General features: G+C 66.6%; 14 protein-coding genes and 1 tRNA gene. 10 read left to right on the top strand and 5 right to left on the bottom strand.

Annotated features, from left to right (window positions below):
* The first annotated feature begins 49 nt into the window (after positions 1 to 49).
* The 4 genes from JYJ84_RS11530 (at position 50) to JYJ84_RS11515 (ending at position 3781) form a co-directional block, all read left to right on the top strand.
* On the top strand, positions 50 to 1039 hold the full coding sequence (locus JYJ84_RS11530; protein ID WP_027786950.1) for a beta-propeller fold lactonase family protein: 990 nt from the start codon (positions 50 to 52) through the stop codon (positions 1037 to 1039).
* A gap of 16 nt (positions 1040 to 1055) precedes the next feature.
* Complete coding sequence (locus JYJ84_RS11525; protein ID WP_122945807.1) at positions 1056 to 2030, top strand: sterol desaturase family protein; 975 nt, start codon at positions 1056 to 1058, stop codon at positions 2028 to 2030.
* Positions 2031 to 2141: 111 nt separating this feature from the next.
* On the top strand, positions 2142 to 2969 hold the full coding sequence (locus tag JYJ84_RS11520) for an EI24 domain-containing protein (RefSeq protein WP_122945806.1): 828 nt from the start codon (positions 2142 to 2144) through the stop codon (positions 2967 to 2969).
* Positions 2966 to 3781, top strand: a complete 816-nt coding sequence (locus JYJ84_RS11515; protein WP_175222661.1) for a molybdopterin-binding protein — start codon at positions 2966 to 2968, stop codon at positions 3779 to 3781. The genes JYJ84_RS11520 and JYJ84_RS11515 overlap by 4 nt, the downstream gene beginning before the upstream one ends.
* Positions 3782 to 3896: 115 nt before the next feature.
* On the opposite strand, the gene JYJ84_RS11510 is transcribed toward JYJ84_RS11515, so the two are convergent.
* A complete protein-coding gene (locus JYJ84_RS11510; protein WP_122945804.1) occupies positions 3897 to 4361 on the bottom strand; it encodes a rhodanese-like domain-containing protein in 465 nt (154 codons plus the stop codon).
* Positions 4362 to 4766: 405 nt separating this feature from the next.
* Between JYJ84_RS11510 and glnA the strand changes: the two genes are divergently transcribed.
* The 4 genes from glnA (at position 4767) to JYJ84_RS11490 (ending at position 11253) form a co-directional block, all read left to right on the top strand.
* Positions 4767 to 6182, top strand: coding sequence for a type I glutamate--ammonia ligase (glnA, locus tag JYJ84_RS11505; protein WP_122945803.1), 1416 nt, complete (start codon positions 4767 to 4769; stop codon positions 6180 to 6182).
* A 160-nt stretch (positions 6183 to 6342) separates the two neighbouring features.
* Positions 6343 to 7485: a nitrogen regulation protein NR(II) gene (gene glnL / locus JYJ84_RS11500; protein WP_122945802.1), complete on the top strand. Its 1143-nt coding sequence runs from the start codon at positions 6343 to 6345 to the stop codon at positions 7483 to 7485.
* Positions 7486 to 7531: 46 nt separating this feature from the next.
* Complete coding sequence (gene ntrC / locus JYJ84_RS11495) at positions 7532 to 9049, top strand: nitrogen regulation protein NR(I) (RefSeq protein ID WP_122945801.1); 1518 nt, start codon at positions 7532 to 7534, stop codon at positions 9047 to 9049.
* Positions 9050 to 9138: 89 nt separating this feature from the next.
* On the top strand, positions 9139 to 11253 hold the full coding sequence (locus tag JYJ84_RS11490; protein WP_122945800.1) for a prolyl oligopeptidase family protein: 2115 nt from the start codon (positions 9139 to 9141) through the stop codon (positions 11251 to 11253).
* A 23-nt stretch (positions 11254 to 11276) separates the two neighbouring features.
* Here JYJ84_RS11490 and xth read toward each other — a convergent pair whose 3' ends face one another.
* The gene (xth, locus tag JYJ84_RS11485) at positions 11277 to 12053 is read right to left on the bottom strand and encodes an exodeoxyribonuclease III (protein ID WP_043190389.1); all 777 of its coding nucleotides are present in this window, start codon (positions 12051 to 12053) and stop codon (positions 11277 to 11279) included.
* Positions 12054 to 12236: 183 nt separating this feature from the next.
* Between xth and JYJ84_RS11480 the strand changes: the two genes are divergently transcribed.
* Positions 12237 to 12313: transfer RNA gene (locus JYJ84_RS11480), tRNA-Met, on the top strand.
* Between the two features lie 152 nt (positions 12314 to 12465).
* On the opposite strand, the gene JYJ84_RS37730 is transcribed toward JYJ84_RS11480, so the two are convergent.
* Together JYJ84_RS37730 and JYJ84_RS11470 are read right to left on the bottom strand one after the other, a co-directional pair.
* Positions 12466 to 13953 carry a PoNe immunity protein domain-containing protein gene (locus tag JYJ84_RS37730; RefSeq protein ID WP_236027611.1) on the bottom strand — a complete coding sequence of 496 codons (1488 nt, stop codon included), beginning with the start codon at positions 13951 to 13953 and terminating at the stop codon, positions 12466 to 12468.
* Positions 13954 to 14151: 198 nt separating this feature from the next.
* Complete coding sequence (locus tag JYJ84_RS11470; protein ID WP_122945799.1) at positions 14152 to 14844, bottom strand: aspartate/glutamate racemase family protein; 693 nt, start codon at positions 14842 to 14844, stop codon at positions 14152 to 14154.
* A 137-nt stretch (positions 14845 to 14981) separates the two neighbouring features.
* Between JYJ84_RS11470 and dinB the strand changes: the two genes are divergently transcribed.
* Positions 14982 to 16193: a DNA polymerase IV gene (gene dinB, locus JYJ84_RS11465; protein WP_122945798.1), complete on the top strand. Its 1212-nt coding sequence runs from the start codon at positions 14982 to 14984 to the stop codon at positions 16191 to 16193.
* 63 nt (positions 16194 to 16256) lie between these two features.
* Here dinB and JYJ84_RS11460 read toward each other — a convergent pair whose 3' ends face one another.
* A complete protein-coding gene (locus JYJ84_RS11460; protein ID WP_122945797.1) occupies positions 16257 to 18344 on the bottom strand; it encodes a M3 family metallopeptidase in 2088 nt (695 codons plus the stop codon).
* Between the last annotated feature and the right edge of the window lie 101 nt (positions 18345 to 18445).

The raw sequence follows: 18445 nt of genomic DNA, 5'->3' as shown, positions 1-18445 counted from the left end.
GGCCGGTTGTACGTTTTACAATGACGGTTGTTCCACGACGTGAGTCTTCATGCGCACTTTCCTTTCCCTCGGCCGCACGCTCGCGCTGGCCGCCGCCGTGCTGGCGCCCGCCGCACACGCGAATAACGTGATCATCCTCAATTCGGCCGAAGCGACGCTTTCGCTGATTGACCAGCAGACCCGCCAGGTCGTCGGCACGATGCCGACCGGCAAGGAACCGCACCACCTGATGGCGACGCCCGACAATTCGTCGCTGATCGTTGCAAATTCGGTCTCGAACAGCCTGATGTTCCTCGATCCGAAGACGGGCAAGCTGCAGCGCACCGTCGAAGGGATCGACGATCCTTACCAGCTCGGCTTCTCGCCCGACCGCAAGTGGTTCGCGGCCGCCGGCCTGCGCCTCGACCGCGTCGACATCTACGGCTACGACGGCCGCGACCTGAAGCTCGTGAAGCGCGTGCCGCTGGAAGTGATGCCGAGCCACCTCGCGTTCACGAAGGACAGCAAGACGCTGCTCGTGTCGCTGCAGGTCTCCGGCGAGATCGCGGCGATCGACCTGCCGACGCAGACGGTCAAGTGGAAGATGAAGGTCGGCAAGGTGCCGGCCGGCCTGTGGCTCACGCCGGACGACAAGTACCTGCTCGTCGGGATGACCGGCGCGGATTACGTCGCGGTGGTCGACTGGCGCAACCAGAAGGTCGTCAAGCAGATCTACACCGGCAAGGGCGCGCACAACTTCCGCTCGCTCGCCGACGGCACGCACGTCGCGGTGACGAACCGGGTCGCGAACACGATCAGCATCATCGACGAGAACACGCTCACCAACGTCGGCGACATCACCGGCCTGCTGCCGGGCCCGGACGACATGGAGCTGTCCGCCGACAAGAAGACGCTGTGGGTGACGTTCCGCTTCGCGAAGAAGGTCGGGATCATCGATCTTGCTTCGCGCAAGCTGGTGCAGACGATCGCCGTCGGCCGCTCGCCGCACGGCATCTACTTCTACGACCGCGCGCCGTGGCGCGCCGCGAACGGCGCGTGACGGGCGGGGGAGAGCGATGCTGCACCTGATCGATGCATTCGTATCGGATATCCAGACCTGGCTGTACGTCGACGTCGTGCAGCCGCTCCTCTTCAAGTTCAACCTGATGGACTATGACGAGGACACCTACGACGCGCTGTACTGGGTGATCGTCGGCGCGCTGCAGATGGTCCTGATGTTCGTGCTGCTGCGCCCGCTCGAGGCGCTGCTGCCCGTCGAGCGCTGGACGAACCGCCGGGCCGTGCGGGTCGACGTGATCTACACGGCGATCGCGAAGCTCGGCATCTATTCGCTGTTCTTCTTCTTCGCGATGCAGCCGCTGTTCGACAACTTCCAGGCGTGGCTGCGCCTGCACGGCGTGGCGAACCTCAACCTCGACTACCTGTGGCCGGGCGTGACCTCGAAGCCGATCGTCACGTTCGTGATCTATCTCGTCGTGCTCGATTTCGCCGGCTACTGGTATCACCGCTGGCAGCACAAGTTCGGTATCTGGTGGGAGCTGCACGCGGTGCATCACAGCCAGCGCCAGATGTCGCTGTGGTGCGACGACCGCAACCACGTGCTCGACGACGTGATCCAGTCGTGCTTCTTCGCGGCGATCGCGCTCGTGATCGGTGTGACGCCGTCGCAGTTCGTCGTGCTGACCGCGTTCACCAACTTCATGCAGAGCATTCAGCACACGAATGCGCGGCTGCCGTTCGGCTGGCTCGGCGAGCGCCTGCTCGTGAGCCCGATCTTCCACCGGCGCCACCACGCGGTCGGCTACGGCCACGAAGGCACGAAGTACGGCTGCAACTTCGGCGTGCTGTTCCCGTGGTGGGACATGATGTTCGGCACCGCGTCGTGGAACCGCACGGTCGAGCCGACCGGCATCCGCGACCAGGTCGAGGGCGTGTCCTACGGCGAAGGCTTCTGGGCGCAGCACGGCCTCGCGTTCGTGCGGATCTTCCGGCGCCTGTTCCCCGCCAAGCGCGGCGCGGCATCGGCCTGATCCGGCCATTCCCACGTTGAGCGGCTCTCCCACGCGGCCCGCATGTGCTTTGGCGCATGCGGGCCGCGTGGTTTATCCTTTCCCCGTTTTTCTCCGTCGATACAGGCTCGCATGAACGACTTGCTGCGTTCCTTCGTCCGGGCATTGGCGAGCGCACTGCATCCGCGCATGCTGTGGCTCACCCTGATGCCGTTTCTGGTCTCGGCCGTCCTGTGGGGCGTCGTGCTGTGGTTCTCGTGGCAGACGCTGCTGGACCTTGCACGCGGCGCGCTCGATGGCTTCGTGCTGACCGCCATGCTGTATCGCGCGTTCGACGCGATCGGCATGTCGCAGCTGCATGCGGTCGTCGCGCCGTTCGTGGTCGTGTCGCTCGCGATCCCGCTGATCGTGCTGACCGTGCTGCTGCTGATCGCGACGATTTCGATGCCGGTCGTGATCAAGCACCTGTCGAACCGGCAGTTCGCGGCGCTCGAGTCAAAGCGCGGCGGCACCTTCTTCGGCAGCGTGTTCAATTCGCTGGGGGCGGCGATCGCCGGTGTGATCGTGCTCGTCGTCACCATTCCGCTGTGGCTGATTCCGCCGTTCTTCGCGCTGCTGCCGCCCGTGATCTGGGGCTGGCTCACGTATCGCGTGATGACCTACGACGCGCTGGCGCTGCACGCGAGCCGCGACGAGCGCCGGGCGCTCGTGCGGCAGCACCGCTGGCCGCTGATCGGCATCGGCGTCGCGACCGGGCTGCTCGGCACCGTGCCGACCTTCGTGTGGGTATCGTCGGTCTGGATGATGGTGCTGTTTCCGTTCGTCGCGGCGGCCATGATCTGGGTTTACGCTTTCATCCTCGTCTTCTCGGCGCTGTGGTTCGGGCATTACTGCCTGCGTGCGCTGGAGGACCTGCGTGCGAGTTCGCGCGCCACCGCAATCGACATGGGGCAGGCATGAGCATCGGCATCATCATCATCGGCGACGAAATCCTTTCGGGCCGCCGGCAGGACAAGCATCTGGCGAAGGTCATCGAGCTGCTCGGCGCGCGCGGCCTCGCGCTCGACTGGGCCGAATACGTCGGCGACGATCCGGCGCGCATCACGGCGACCCTCGCACGCGCGATCGCGTCGGGCGACATCGTGTTCTCGACGGGCGGGATCGGCGCGACGCCGGACGACCACACGCGCCAGTGCGCGGCCGCCGCGCTTGGCGTGCCGCTCGAGCTGCATCCGGACGCGAAGGTGCTGATTTCGGAGCGGATCCGCGAAACGCACACCGATCCGGCCACGCCGGTCGACTTCGAGTCGCCGGAGAACCAGCACCGCTTCAACATGGGCGTGTTCCCGGTGGGCGCGACGATCATCCCGAACGGCTACAACCGGATTCCCGGCTTCTCGGTCGGCGACCTGCACTTCGTGCCGGGCTTCCCGGTGATGGCGTGGCCGATGATCGAATGGGTGCTCGATACGAAGTACGCGCACCTGCATCACGCGACGCCCCATGCGGAGCGCTCGCTGTACGTGTTCGAGCTGCCGGAATCGACGCTCACGCCGCTGATGGAGCGCATCGAGCGCGATTTCCCGGGCGTGCGCGTGTTCAGCCTGCCGAGCGTCGGCGATGCGGAGCGCGGCGGAATCTACGCGCGCCGTCACATCGAGCTCGGCGTGAAGGGCGAGCCGGAAGCGGTCGCGGCCGCGTACGTGAAGCTGCGCGAAGGCGTGCACCTGCTCGGCGGCGACGTCGTCGAACCCGAGACGCCGCGCGCCTGAGCGGCCCCTCGACCGGCCGCACAAAAGCCACGGGCCGCGCAACGCGGCCCGTCATCGGCATGTCATCGCCCGGCTCGACGATGAGGTTGTCGCAACCGGCTGGAGCGGCGCGCCGTCAGGCGCCGATCCACGGCAGTTTCCGGAAGCACCAGCCTTCGACCGTCTTGCGGTGGCCTTCGGCGTCCTTCGCGCCCTCGAAGCCTTCGAGCAGGTCGAACGCCTTCGTGAAGCCGGCCTGCGTGGAGGCGATCGCGGCGAGCTTCGAGCGCGCGGCACTGCGGCACAGGAACAGGATGGGTGTATCGGCCGGGAGGGCCGCCTTCAGTTCGTTGACGAATTCGGCGTTCGGCACGCCGCCCGGGTAGCGCGTCCATTCGAGGTGCAGGTACTGGCCGTCGCCGACGAGCGGGCGGCCGATCCAGTCGAGTTCGGCGCGGGTGCGCACGTCGACGAGGCGCGCCGACGGGTCGAGCTGCAGCAGTTCGAAAGCCTCGGCCGGCAGCAGCGCCCCGGCGTAGTTGAGCGCGCCTTGTGCGCGGCGTTCGTCGGCCTTCGCGTAAAGCTGGTCGAGCGTACTCATGGCAGGGAGTCTCCTATCGGTCAAACGAACATTCTAGCGCGGCGTCGCGGCGCGGATGTCCGTGTGCGGTACGGTGCGCGCACTGCACACGCGTTCACCAAAAGAGTGCAGAATGGCGCGCATGCACCAGAATGATTCCGTGGGCGTGGCGCGCTGCAACGATTGCACCATCGCGGTGCTTTCAATTGGCGGGTGGTGCGAAGCCGGGCCCCGGAATTGCGCAGCACAGCCCCGTCGTGACGAGCGCTGGCGCGATTCGCGCCAGTCTTGCGCGTAGGTGGCACGGAAGCTGCTTTATAGGATTCGGTCGAATCGGGGCGCGCTGCGCAAAAGCAAGACCCCGGTCAGCTCGATAAACGAGGCGGTTCCCAGTCCGCCGGAATTGTTCAATCAGGAGAAGAGGTTATGAGTAAAACCGTCGCCGACGTCATGCAACTCGTGAAGGACGAGGACTGCAAGTTTGTCGATTTCCGCTTCACGGACACGCGCGGCAAGGAACAGCACGTGTCGGTGCCGGTTTCGGCGTTTGACGAAGACAAGTTCGAAAGCGGTCATGCATTCGACGGCTCGTCGATCGCCGGCTGGAAGGGCATCGAGGCGTCGGACATGCTGCTCATGCCGGATCCGAACGCCGCCTTCATCGACCCGTTCTATGAAGAGTCGACCCTGGTGCTGACCTGCGACGTGGTCGAGCCGGCCGACGGCAAGGGTTACGAGCGCGACCCGCGTTCGCTCGCGAAGCGCGCGGAAGCGTACCTGAAGAGCACGGGCATCGGCGACACGGCCTTCTTCGGTCCGGAGCCGGAATTCTTCATTTTCGACTCGGTCCAGTGGAGCACGGACATGTCGGGCTGCTTCGTGAAGATCAACTCGGAAGAAGCACCGTGGTCGTCGGCGAAGGAATTCGAAGGCGGCAACACGGGCCACCGTCCGGGCACGAAGGGCGGCTACTTCCCGGTCGCACCGGTCGACACGTTCCAGGACATGCGTTCGGAAATGTGCCTGCTGCTCGAACAGCTCGGCATCCCGGTCGAAGTGCACCACCATGAAGTGGCGGGCCAGGGCCAGAACGAAATCGGCACGAAGTTCTCGACGCTGGTCGAGCGCGCCGACTGGACGCAATGGTCGAAGTACATCATCCACAACGTCGCGCACTCGTACGGCAAGACGGCGACGTTCATGCCGAAGCCGGTCGTCGGCGACAACGGTTCGGGCATGCACGTTCACCAGTCGATCTGGAAGGACGGCCAGAACCTGTTCGCAGGCAATGGCTACGCCGGCCTGTCGGAACTGGCGCTGTTCTACATCGGCGGCATCATCAAGCACGCCCGTGCACTGAACGCGATCACGAACCCGACGACGAACTCGTACAAGCGTCTGGTCCCGCACTTCGAAGCACCGGTCAAGCTCGCCTACTCGGCACGCAACCGTTCGGCATCGATCCGCATTCCGCACGTGTCGAACCCGAAGGGCCGCCGTATCGAAACGCGCTTCCCGGATCCGATGGCGAACCCGTACCTGTTGTTCTCGGCACTGATGATGGCAGGCCTCGACGGGATCCAGAACAAGATCCATCCGGGCGAAGCCGCGGACAAGAACCTGTACGACCTGCCGCCGGAAGAGGATGCAAAGATCCCGACCGTGTGCGCGGGCCTCGACCAGGCACTCGAAGCACTCGACAAGGATCGCGAGTTCCTGACCCGTGGCGGCGTGTTCACGGACAGCATGCTCGACGCGTACCTTGCGCTGAAGGAGCAGGAGCTGGCGAAGTTCCGCATGACGACGCACCCGATCGAGTTCGAGATGTACTACTCGCTGTAATCGGCGATGGCGCTTCGATTCAGCGCCGTCCTGCCGGTTCGTTCCCGTCGCGCGGCCTGCGACGGGAACGGCGGAGTCTGAAAGGGGCGGCGTCCAGCCGTCCCTTTTTTGTTCCGGTGATTTTCCTTTTCCGGCCCGTTGAGGCGCGACAAGCACGCAGATGGTTCTGAAGAATCTGATCAAGGCGAAAACGGGGCAGCCCGAGCGACAGACGGACGACGAGCGGCTCGCGCGCTCGGGCCTGCTGGCGGGGCTGGAAGCGCTGCCGACGGTCGTGATCGTGCTCGACCGCAAGACGCTGCGGATCGCGTTCGCGAACCCGTCCGCGGAGGCGATGCTCGACATCTCGCGCCGGCAGCTCGCGCAGCGGCCGTGGGGCGAGATTTTTCCGAACGCGAACGAGCTGGCATCGACGATCACCGCGATCGGCGAGGAACGCTTTCACGCGACGCATCTCGATACCGTGCTCGACCGGCCCGGCCGCGAACCGCTGCATGTGCATGCGATCGTCGGCTTCCTCGAGACCGCGCCCGATTTCGTGCTCGTCGAACTGTTCGAGAACGAGCGGCAGTCGCGCACCGATCGCGAGGAGCGCATTCACGACCTGACCGCGGTCAACAAGCAACTGATCCGCAACCTCGCGCACGAGATCAAGAACCCGCTCGGCGGCATTCGCGGCGCAGCCCAGCTGCTCGAATTCGAGCTCGGCGAGCGCGAGCGCGGCGAGTTGCGCGAATACACGCAGGTGATCATCAAGGAGTCCGACCGCCTGCAGACGCTCGTCGACCGGTTGCTGGAGCCGCACCGGCATCCGCACATCGTCGGCGACGTGAACATTCATGAAGTATGCGAACGCGTGCGCGCGGTGATGCTCGCGGAATTCCCGCGCGGGCTCACGATCGAGCGCGACTACGACGTGAGCGTGCCGGACCTGCGCGGCGACAAGGAGCAACTGATCCAGGCGCTGCTCAACATCGTGCGCAACGCCGCGCAGGCGCTGCGCGACCGGATCGCGCAGGGCGACGCGAAGATCGAACTGCGCACGCGCATCGCGCGCAAGGTGACGATCGCGAAGCGCCTGTACCGGCTGGCACTGGACTTGCACGTGATCGACAACGGGCCCGGCATTCCGGAGGAAATCCGCGACCGGATCTTCTACCCGCTCGTGTCCGGGCGCGATGACGGCAGCGGCCTCGGCCTGACGCTCGCGCAGACGTTCGTGCAGCAGCACGACGGGATGATCGAGGTCGAAAGCCGGCCCGGACGTACCGAATTTCAGATCCTGCTGCCGCTCGACCATTGAGCGGCGGCATGGCGATTCACCAGATTTACCAATATCTGACCGACCTATGAAGCCGATCTGGATAGTAGACGACGACCAATCGATCCGCTGGGTGCTCGAAAAGGCGCTCGCCCGGGACAGCTTCGCGACGAAGAGCTTCGCGAACGTGCGTGACGCGCTGGCCGCGCTCGACCACGAGACACCGCAGGTGCTCGTATCCGATATCCGGATGCCGGGCGGCTCGGGCCTCGAGTTGCTGCAGGCGATGCACGAGCGCCTGCCGGGCCTGCCCGTCATCATCATGACGGCGTTCTCCGATCTCGACAGCGCCGTCGCGGCGTTCCAGGGCGGCGCGTTCGAATATCTCGCGAAGCCGTTCGACGTCGACAAGGCGGTCGAGCTGATCCGCCGCGCGGTGGAAGAAAGCCTGCGCGCCGGCGCGCCGCAGGACGAGCGCGTGGCCGAGGCGCCCGAGATGCTCGGCCAGGCGCCCGCGATGCAGGACATGTTCCGCGCGATCGGCCGCCTGTCGCATTCGGCCGCGACCGTGCTGATCACCGGCGAATCAGGCACCGGCAAGGAGCTCGTCGCGCGTGCGCTGCACCGTCACAGCCCGCGTGCGAACGGGCCGTTCATCGCGCTGAACACCGCGGCGATTCCGAAGGACCTGCTCGAATCCGAGTTGTTCGGCCATGAGCGCGGCGCGTTCACCGGCGCGCAGACGACGCGGCAGGGCCGCTTCGAGCAGGCCGAGAATGGCACGCTGTTCCTCGACGAAATCGGCGACATGCCGTTCGACCTGCAGACGCGCCTGTTGCGCGTGCTGTCGGACGGGCAGTTCTATCGGGTCGGCGGGCACAACCCGTTGCGCGCGAACGTGCGCGTGATCGCCGCGACGCACCAGAATCTCGAATCGCGCGTGCGGCAGGGGCTGTTCCGCGAGGATCTTTACCACCGGCTCAACGTGATCCGGCTGCGCCTGCCGGCGCTGCGCGAACGCAGCGAGGACATCGCGCTGCTCACGCGCCACTTCCTGCAGAAGAGCGCGCGCGATCTCGGCGTCGAGCCGAAGCGCGTGTCCGACGACGCGCTGGCTTACCTCACGTCGCTGGCGTTTCCCGGCAACGTGCGCCAGCTCGAGAACCTCGCGAACTGGCTGACCGTGATGGCGCCCGCGCAAACGGTCGAGATCAAGGACCTGCCGCCCGACCTCGTGCCGGCCGGTGCGCCGGTGGTCGCGACGGGCGACGGTGCGGACGCGCACTTCAGCGGTGGCGATACGGCGCTCTCGCAACCGGCGATCGGTGCGGTACCGGTGGCGTCCGCGCCTGTCGCGGCCGCGCCGAACGGCGGCGCGCCGGCTGGCTATCCGGTCTGGGAGCATGGCTTGCGCACCGAAGTCGCACGGTTGTTGCGCGAGAACTCGGCCGACGTGATGGACGAACTCGCACGCCGCTTCGAGGCGGCCGTGATCCGCGAGGCGCTCGACTTCACGCGTGGCCGCAAGGTCGAGGCCGCGGAGCGGCTCGGCATCGGCCGCAACACGATCACGCGCAAGATCCAGGAACTCCATCTGGAGCCCTGAGCACGATTCGCGGCATGCGCGGGCATCGCGCATGCCGCAATCGGACATAATCGCGGTTTGCACGCAGCGTGCCATTCCGCCCATCCGCAATGTCCGATTCTTTCCGCTGGCCCGCCGGGGCCGACCCGTTCCGTTTCCTCGAAGCGCTCGACAGCAAGCGCGCCCGCACGTGGGTCGACGAGCAGAATGCGCGCACACGCGCCGCGCTGCGTGACGACGACGCGTATCGCGCGCTGACGGCGCGCCTCGCCAAAGCGTACCTGCCGCGCGAACGCCCGGTGATTCCGACCCGCTGGCGCGACTGGGCGTATGACCTGTGGCAGGACGATCTCCATCCGAAAGGGCTGTGGCGCCGCACGCGCTGGGATGACTGGCGTGCGGGAAAACCGGCGTGGGAAACGCTGCTCGACGTCGACGCGCTCGGTGCGGAGGAGGGGGAGTCGTGGGTGTTCGAGCAGGACTCGATCCTGTATCCGGACGGCGATCGCGCGCTGTTGTCGCTGTCGCCGGGCGGCGCCGACGCGGTCGTCGTGCGCGAATTCGATCTCGTCGAACGGCGCTTCGTCGACGGCGGCTTCACGATCGACGAGCCGGGGCATCACACGGTCGGCTGGATCGATCGCGATACCGTCTACGTGAGCTGGGATCGCGGCGAAGCGCATGCGACCGCGGCCGGCTATCCGTATGAAGCGCGCCGCTGGGTGCGCGGCACGGCGCTTGCCGATGCGCCGGTCGTCTTCCGCGGCGAACCCGACGACATCAGTGCCGGCGCGGGGTTCGATCCGATCGACAACCGCCACGTCGCGTGGCGCAGTGTCGACTTTTTCGATTCACATGCGTACCGCTTGACCGACGCGGGCGAGTGGGTACGTTACGACGTGCCGACCCATGTCGAGGTCGGATTCTGGGAAGGCTGGCTCGTGCTGGAGCCGCGCCTCGACTGGGATTGCGACGGCGTGCGCCATGCGGGCGGCTCGCTGCTCGCGATCCGCGAGCAGGCGTTCCTGGCCGGGTCGCGCGAACTCACGACGCTGTTCGCGCCGCAACCGTCGACGTCCGCGTGCACGTGGACGCACACGCGCACGACGTTGATCGCGAGCTGGCTCGACGACGTGCACAACCGCACGATGCTATGGCAGCCGAGCCAGGCCGACGACGGCACGTGGACGTGGGATGCGCGGCCGTTCGAGTGGCCGGGGCCGTGCGATGCGCAAATCGACGTCGAGCCCGTCGAATCGACGCTGAATGACGAGATTTACGTAGACGTCGACACCTATCTCGATCCGCCTGAATGCTGGCTGGCCGATCTTGCGGATCGCGCGGACGATGCGCCGTCGCGCCGCGTGCTGCTCGACCGGCCGCCGGTGCAGTTCGACGCGGCCGGGCTCGTCGTGCGCCGCGCGAACGCGCGCTCGCAAGACGGCACGATGGTGCCGTACACGCTGATCGGGCCGCGCGATGCACTCGACGTGGCCGACGGTGTCGCGCGTGTTGCGCGGCCGTGCCTGCTGTCGGGCTATGGCGGGTTTGCGATCCCGAACCTGCCGGGCTACAGCGATGCGTTCGGTATCGGGTGGCTCGAGCGCGGCGGCGTGATGGCGTTCGCGCACATCCGCGGCGGCGGCGAGTTCGGGCCGCGCTGGCACGTCGATGCGCAGCGCGAACACCGCCAGCGTTCGTTCGACGATTTCATCGCGGTGGCCGAGGATCTGGCCGCGACCGGCGTAACGACCGCCGCGCAGCTCGGCATCGAAGGCGGCAGCAACGGCGGGTTGCTGGTCGCCGCGTGCATGGTGCAGCGGCCGGAGCTGTTCGGCGCGGTGCTCTGCCGCGTACCGCTGCTCGACATGCGGCGCTATCCGAAGCTGCACGCGGGCGCCGCGTGGCTCGACGAGTACGGCGACCCGGACGATCCGCACGAAGGCGCGGCGCTGGCCGCGTACTCGCCGTATCACCGCGTGCGCGAAGGCGTCACGTATCCGCCGCTACTGCTGACGACGTCGACGCGCGACGACCGTGTGCATCCTGCGCATGCGCGCAAGATGGCCGCGCGCATGCATGCGCTCGGTCACGAACAGGTGTGGTACTGGGAGAACACCGACGGCGGCCACGGCAGCGCCGACGATCTGGAACGCGCGGAAGCCGACGCGGCGGAATTCGGGTTCCTGTGGGCCCATCTCGGGCCGGCGCCCGCGCGGCGCTGAGCGCGCGCGGGCGGATTGAACGATCAGCCGACGACCGCGACGACGGGCGTGTGGTCGGACGGCTGTTCCCATGTGCGCGGCGTGCGATCGACTTCGCACGACGTGCACGTCTCGGCGAGCGCCGGCGACAACAGCACGTGGTCGATGCGCAGCCCCGCGTTGCGGCGGAACGCCATCATCCGGTAGTCCCACCACGTGAAGGTCTTCTCCGGCTGTTCGAAGCGGCGGAACGCATCGACGAAGCCGAGCTCGATCAGTTGCGCGAAGTGCGCGCGCTCCTGCGGCGACACGAGGTTCTGGCCTTCCCATTTCGCGGGGTCGTGCACGTCGCGGTCTTCCGGCGCGATGTTGTAGTCGCCGAGCAGCGCGAGCTTCGGGTAGCGCTGCAGCTCGGTGCGCAGCCATGCCTGCAGCGCGTCGAGCCATTGCATCTTGTAGACGAACTTGTCGGAGTCGGGCGCCTGGCCGTTCGGGAAATACGCGGACACGATGCGCACGCCGTCGACCGTCGCGGCGACCACGCGCTGCTGCGGATCGTCGAAACCGGGGATGTTGCGCACGACATCCGCTTCGTCGACGGACAGCGTGTCGCGCGCGAGGATCGCGACACCGTTGTAGGTCTTCTGGCCCGTGAACCAGCTGCGGTAGCCGGCGGCTTCCAGCTCGGCGCGCGGGAATTTCTCGTCCGGCAGCTTCAGTTCCTGCAGGCACAGCACGTCGGTTCCGCTTTGCGCGAGCCAGTCGAGCACATGCTGCTTGCGGACGTTGAGCGAGTTGACGTTCCAGGTGGCGATTTTCATGAACGGGAGTGTGCGTGCGGGGTGAATGCGAAGGCCGCCATCTTACCGCGAGCACGCGATGCGAACGCGCGCATCGTGCGGGGCGGGGGAGGCGCCGCGCGCCGCTGTTTCGATGATCGAAGAAGAAATTGTGACAAAAGTGTTGACGTGAGTGCTCCCTCACCCTATAATTTATTTCTCTGACGCGGGGTGGAGCAGTCTGGCAGCTCGTCGGGCTCATAACCCGAAGGTCGTAGGTTCAAATCCTACCCCCGCAACCAAGCACACCAGACGATGTGCAGCGCAAGTGACCGATGCGCGCTTCGTCGACAGGAACCCGGCCCCGTGCCGGGTTTTTTGTTTTCCAGCGCCGAAACGCACATGCGGCGTGCCGCATGTGCGGGCCCGTGCAGATCTGCCGGGCCCGTTCCGTTCAGCGCGTGCCGTCGGGCGCCGTGTCCGGTCGCGTATCGGTATCGCGGCTGCGCGCGAAGTCGACCAGATCCTTCGGATACACCAGCCGATCGCGCAGGCTGCTGTCGTCGAGCGCCAGCAGATAGGCCGCCGCGGCCGCTTCGACGGCCCAATAGCCGAAATAGATCTTTCTGCCTTTGCCCTTCGCACCGACGTCGAGATGCCCGTCGTGCCACGTTGCGTCGTGCATCGCCGGATACCAGGTGTCGAGATAAGCGGCGATGTCGTCGATAGATTCCGCCTTCGTGTCGCGGTAAAAGCTGAAGACGAGCGGACGATACGGGACGTCGTGATACCACTGGTCGACATCGAAGCGGCCCTCGAATTCGTACGCGAGCAGGTCTTCGTACAGCGTATCGCGGGCGCGACAGGCGGGATCGAACATCGCGGCGATGCGCGGCAGCAGGTCGCGGCGATGCAGCAGGTAGCAGAAACCGATCAGTTGCATCACGGTCTCGTAGTCTTCGATGCTGTCGAACCACAGTGGTGGCTGGCGATCGTTCTCCTCGTGCGCGCGGTACGCGTCGGTGCAGCGCTCGTACGCCGCGATCACCGGTTCGAGCGCATCGCGCAGCAGCGTCAGGTCCATGCCGCTCGTGTACATGAGCAGGAAGCGCGGGTAGTGACCGGACACGAGATAGCGTGCGGCCAGCGCCTTCTGTTCGTTTTCGGTGCTGCCCACCGGCGCGATGTTTTCCGACCAGTACGCGACGCGGTCGTCCAGATGCGGCTGCAGCCAGTCGAAATAGTCCTCGCTCAGGAATCGCTGGCGCCGCTTCGAACGAAACGCGTCGGAGCCGCTGGCGTCGCAGCGCAGGTCGTCAGCCGAGAATCCGCCCGACGCGACGAAATCGTCGTAGCTCATGTCGCGCGGCTGCTGCTGTCGCGAGAAGTACGCGTGAGACAAGCCGCCGAAGCCGAATCCCCAGACCCAGTCGCCCGGCCCGCCGATCCCGAGCAGATGCCGTACGCCTCGCACGTCGTTTGCTGCAATGCACGCCTGTATCTGCGTCCAGGTCGCGTGGCAGGACTCGCGCGTGGTCGCGATGAAGTCGTCGTCGTCGGACAGCCACGACAATTCGTCGAGATTGGCCGAAAAGCCTGCCGGCTGGCCGTTTTCCGTCAGGCGCGCAGCCTGCTCGCCGAGGTATCGGGCTGCGCCGTCGAGCTGGCGTGCCAGCCACGGTGTCTCGCCGCGCCGCGCATGCCGTCCAAGGAAGGTGGAGAGCGTACCCAGCCGCGCCACGGCGGCGTCGGCATCGCTGGTCAGGTTGTCGGTGCCCGCATCGCCGAATACGCGCTGATCGGTGATCGCCGCGCCTCGGGCACCGTCGGCGAGCAGGACGCGCCACAGGGTCGGAAAGTGGTTGTCGGCCTCGGCGACCTGGGTCATGCGCGCGCCGTTGCCCGAGTCGCTCCGAAGATACAGCCATGCGCGATTTCCCATGCGGCGAATCGTCCTGATCGGGTGAGGTAGGGTCGAGGCCGATATCCTAGCAAGCTACTCGGCGCGACGCGTCGCGAACGCCTGGCCGTATTCGTCGAGGTTCGTCCGTCGGGTGGTCGGGAGCGGATCGATCGGTGTATGCGGCTGGCCGCGGATGTCAGTGAAGCCGCTGCATCGGCGGCACGTGCCGTGTGCGTGTCAGCGCGCCGCCCACTCGACGGCCGCCTTCGCATGCAGCGCGGTCGTATCGAACACCGGCAGCGGCGAATCGGCCGCGCCGATCAGGAGCGTGATTTCCGTGCAGCCGAGGATCACCGCCTGCGCGCCGTGCTGCGCGAGCGTATCGATGATCCGCACATACGTCGCGCGCGATTCCGGCGAGATGATGCCGTGGCACAGCTCGTCGTAGATGATCCGGTGCACGTCGTCACGCCCGCTTTCGTCGGGCACGAGCACGTCGAGGCCGAACTTCTCGCGCAGCCGCTCCGCGTAGAACGGCAACTCCATCGTATAGCGCGTGCCGAGCAGCGCGACGCGCTCGACGCCCGCATCGCGCAGCGCCGTGCCGGTCGGATCGGCGATATGCAGGAACGGCAGCGTCACCGCGGTTTCGATCGCGTCGTGGACGCGATGCATCGTATTGGTCGTCAGCACGACGAGATCGGCGCCGGCCGCTTCGAGCTGTCGCGCGGCGTCGGCCATCCGTTCGCCGAGCGCGACCCAGTCGTGCGTGCGTTGCAGCGCTTCGATCTCCGCGAAATCGACCGTGACCAGCACGCTCTTCGCATTGTGGTGGCCGCCGTGCAGCGCCTTCGAATGACGATTGATCATCCGGTAATACTCGGCCGACGATTCCCAGCTCATCCCGCCGATCAGTCCGATCGTCTTCATCCGTCACCTGTGCGTTTCGTGTCTTGCGGCTGACGAGTATAGGCGCCGCTGCCCGCGCAGGGCCGGTACGATCCGCGCAAAGCGGGCCGGTACGGCGCCGCCGGGCATGGCAACACGCGACAGTTGAAACCGGCACTGTGTTTTTGTACAGTATCGGCACCGTGAACCCGACCATCATTCCGCCTGCCGATCCGCACGCACCGCCGCCGGGCGACGCGCTGCCGCGCATGCGCAAGATCATTCATTGCGACTGCGACTGCTTCTACGCGTCGGTCGAGATGCGCGACGACCCGTCGCTGCGCAACCGGCCGCTCGCGGTCGGCGGCCGGCCCGACCAGCGCGGCGTGATCGCGACCTGCAACTACGAGGCGCGGCGCTACGGCGTGCATTCGGCGATGTCGTCGGCGCTGGCGATGCGCAAGTGCCCGGACCTGCTGATCCTGCCGTCCGCGATGGACAAGTACCGCGCGGCGTCGCGGCAGATCATGGCGATCTATCGCGACTACACGCCCGACGTCGAGCCGCTGTCGCTTGACGAGGCCTACCTCGACGTCAGCGGGTCGGAGCGCTGCCAGGGCAGTGCGACGCTGATTGCACGGGAGATCCGCCAGCGCGTGTACGACACGGTCGGCGTGACCGTGTCGGCCGGCGTCGCGCCGAACAAGTTCATCGCGAAGATCGCGTCCGACTGGAACAAGCCCGACGGGCTGTTCGTCGTGCGGCCGCACGAGATCGACGCGTTCGTCGCGGCGCTGCCGGTACGCAAGCTGCATGGCGTCGGCAAGGTGACGGCCACGCGGCTCGACCGGCTCGGCATCCAGACCTGCGCGCAGTTGCGCGACTGGCCGCTGATCGACCTGCACCGCGAATTCGGCGCGTTCGGGCGACGGCTGTACGAACTGTCGCGCGGGATCGACGAGCGGCCCGTGCAGGCCGACCAGGAGCGCAAGTCGGTCAGCGTCGAGACGACCTACGTGACCGACCTGACGACGCTCGAACAGTGCGCGGATGAAATCCGCCGCCTCGTCGTGCAACTCGACGCCCGGATCGAACGGGCGGGTGCTGCGCGGTCGATCCGCAAGCTGTACGTGAAGATCCGCTTCGCCGATTTCCAGCGCACGACGGTCGAGTGCGTGGCCGACGCGACGAATGCGGACACCGCCGTCACGCTGCTCGCGAAGGGGCTGCAACGGCGTGCGCAGGCGGTGCGGCTGCTGGGCGTCGGTGTGCGCATCGACGAGGATACCGCCGAGCGCCACGGGCAGTTCTCGCTGTTCGACGACGAAGCCGGCAACACGAACGATGCCGACCACGCGGATGACGCCGGAAACGAAGCGCCGGCACCATGAAAAAAGGCACCGCCGCAGCGGTGCCTTTCGATGCGCCCGGAAGAACCGGGCAGGGCGCCGCGCTCAGTGCGTGGGCGCGGCCATCCCGTTGTGGCGCAGCAGCGCATCGATCTGCGGCTCGCGGCCGCGGAACGCCTTGAACGAATCCATCGCCGGGCGGCTGCCGCCGACCTCGAGGATTTCACGGCGATAGCGCGTGCCGGTCGCCGCGTCGAGCACGCTGCCGCTCGCGGCGGCCGCTTCCTCGAACGCTGCGTATGCATCGGCCGACAGCACTTCGGCCCACTTGTAGCTGTAGTAGCCGGCCGCGTAGCCGCCCGCGAAGATGTGGCTGAACGTGTTCGGCCAGCGCGAGAACGCGGCTTGCGGGATCACGTGATAGCGCTCGTTGATCTCGCGCGCGAACGCGGTCACGCCGGTGGCGCCCGCCGGGTCGAAGTCGACGTGCAGCAGCATGTCGAACATCGAGAACACGATCTGGCGCAGCGTGCCGAGCCCGCTTTGGAAATTCTTCGCGGCGATCATCTTGTCGAACAGCTCGCGCGGCAGCGCGGCGCCCGTGTCGACGTGCGACGACATCGACGACAGCACGTCCCATTCCCAGCAGAAGTTTTCCATGAACTGCGACGGCAGCTCGACGGCATCCCATTCGACGCCGTTGATGCCCGACACGCCGAGCTCGTCGACGCGCGTGAGCATGTGGTGCAGCCCGTGGCCGAATTCATGGAACAGCGTGATGACTTCGTCGTGCGTGAAGCACGCGGGCTTGCCGCCGACCGGCGCCGAGAAGTTGCAGGTGAGATAGGCGACCGGCGTCTGCACGGTGCTGCCGCGCTTCGCGCGCGAACGCGCGTCGTCCATCCATGCGCCACCGCGTTTGCCTTCGCGGGCGTACAGGTCGAGATAGAACTGCGCGACGAGCGAGCCGTCGCGGTTCTCGACGCGGAAGAAACGCACGTCCTTGTGCCACACCGGCGCGTCGTCCGGCTTGATCTGCACGCCGAACAGCGTCTCGGTGACGGTGAACAGGCCCTTCAGCGCGGCCGGTTCCGGGAAGTACTGCTTGACCTCGTTTTCCGAGAACGCATAGCGCTGCTCGCGCAGCTTTTCGGCCGCGTATGCCACGTCCCACGGCGCGAGTTCGGCGAGGCCGAGTTCCTTCGCGGCGAACGTGCGCAGCTCGTCCCAGTCCTTGTCCGCGTGCGGGCGCGCGCGCGTCGCGAGATCCTCGAGGAACGCGATCACCTGCTGCGGCGATTCGGCCATCTTCGGTGCGAGCGACACTTCGGCGAAGTTGCGGTAGCCGAGCATCTGCGCCTCTTCACGGCGCAGCTTCAGCGCATCGGTGACGATCGCCGTGTTGTCCCATTCGGCCTTGCCGTCGCCGTACTGCGGCCCGAGTTCCGATGCGCGCGTCGCGTAGGCGCGGTAGAGCGTCTCGCGCAGCGCGCGGTTGTCCGCGTATTGCAGCACCGGGAAGTACGACGGGAAGTGCAGCGTGAATTTCCAGCCTTCCTTGGCATCCTTTTGCGCGGCTTCACGGGCGGCTTCGATCGCGTCGCCGGGCAGGCCGGCCAGTTCGGCCTCGTCCTGCACGATGTACGCGTACGCGTTGGTCGCATCGAGCACGTGATCGGAGAATGCCTTCGACAGCGCGGCCTGCTGTTCCTGCAGTTCGGCGAAGCGCGGCTTCTGGTCCTCGGGCAGCTCGGCGCCCGACAGGCGGAAATCGCGCAGCGCGTTGTCGAGGATCTTCTTGCGTTCGACGGACAGCGTCGCGTATTCGGCGCTCGCGGCGATCGCCTTGTACTTCTCGTACAGCGCGAGGTTCTGGCCGACGCTCGACCAGAATTCGGTCACGCGCGGCAGGTTCTCGCCGTAGGCGGCCCGCAGTTCGGGCGTATCGGCGACCGCGTTCAGGTGGCCGATGATGCCCCAGGCGCGACCCAGCGGCTCCGTCACGTGCTCGACCGTCTCGACGATGGCTGCCCAGGTTGCCGGCGTCGCGGCCGCGCTTGCCGTTTCGACCGCGCGGTTGGCGGCATCGAGCAGCGTGTCGAGCGCGGGCGTCACGTGTTCCGGGCGGATCTCGCCGAAGCGGGGCAGGCCCGAGAAATCGAGAAGCGGGTTGGTATTGGCGCTGGCGGACATAAGACTCCCTGTCTGTTGCCGGATGAACCGGAGTGAAAAGGGTAAGGCGCGCACGGCAACGCGGCGCCCGATATCGACATTATTGGGGCGCATCGCGCGCT

This window comes from Burkholderia sp. LMG 13014, assembly GCF_905232215.1.
Taxonomy (GTDB): Bacteria; Pseudomonadota; Gammaproteobacteria; order Burkholderiales; family Burkholderiaceae; genus Burkholderia.
This window is presented reverse-complemented; position numbering and strand designations above follow the sequence as displayed.

What these genes read in the sequence shown, in the direction of transcription:
- JYJ84_RS11530 (WP_027786950.1), top strand. Translation starts at nt 50, where the DNA reads ATGCGCACTTTCCTTTCCCTCGGCCGCACGCTCGCGCTGGCCGCCGCC.
- JYJ84_RS11525 (WP_122945807.1), top strand. Translation starts at nt 1,056, where the DNA reads ATGCTGCACCTGATCGATGCATTCGTATCGGATATCCAGACCTGGCTG.
- JYJ84_RS11520 (WP_122945806.1), top strand. Translation starts at nt 2,142, where the DNA reads ATGAACGACTTGCTGCGTTCCTTCGTCCGGGCATTGGCGAGCGCACTG.
- JYJ84_RS11515 (WP_175222661.1), top strand. Translation starts at nt 2,966, where the DNA reads ATGAGCATCGGCATCATCATCATCGGCGACGAAATCCTTTCGGGCCGC.
- JYJ84_RS11510 (WP_122945804.1), bottom strand. Translation starts at nt 4,361, where the DNA reads ATGAGTACGCTCGACCAGCTTTACGCGAAGGCCGACGAACGCCGCGCA.
- glnA (WP_122945803.1), top strand. Translation starts at nt 4,767, where the DNA reads ATGAGTAAAACCGTCGCCGACGTCATGCAACTCGTGAAGGACGAGGAC.
- glnL (WP_122945802.1), top strand. Translation starts at nt 6,343, where the DNA reads ATGGTTCTGAAGAATCTGATCAAGGCGAAAACGGGGCAGCCCGAGCGA.
- ntrC (WP_122945801.1), top strand. Translation starts at nt 7,532, where the DNA reads ATGAAGCCGATCTGGATAGTAGACGACGACCAATCGATCCGCTGGGTG.
- JYJ84_RS11490 (WP_122945800.1), top strand. Translation starts at nt 9,139, where the DNA reads ATGTCCGATTCTTTCCGCTGGCCCGCCGGGGCCGACCCGTTCCGTTTC.
- xth (WP_043190389.1), bottom strand. Translation starts at nt 12,053, where the DNA reads ATGAAAATCGCCACCTGGAACGTCAACTCGCTCAACGTCCGCAAGCAG.
- JYJ84_RS37730 (WP_236027611.1), bottom strand. Translation starts at nt 13,953, where the DNA reads ATGGGAAATCGCGCATGGCTGTATCTTCGGAGCGACTCGGGCAACGGC.
- JYJ84_RS11470 (WP_122945799.1), bottom strand. Translation starts at nt 14,844, where the DNA reads ATGAAGACGATCGGACTGATCGGCGGGATGAGCTGGGAATCGTCGGCC.
- JYJ84_RS11460 (WP_122945797.1), bottom strand. Translation starts at nt 18,344, where the DNA reads ATGTCCGCCAGCGCCAATACCAACCCGCTTCTCGATTTCTCGGGCCTG.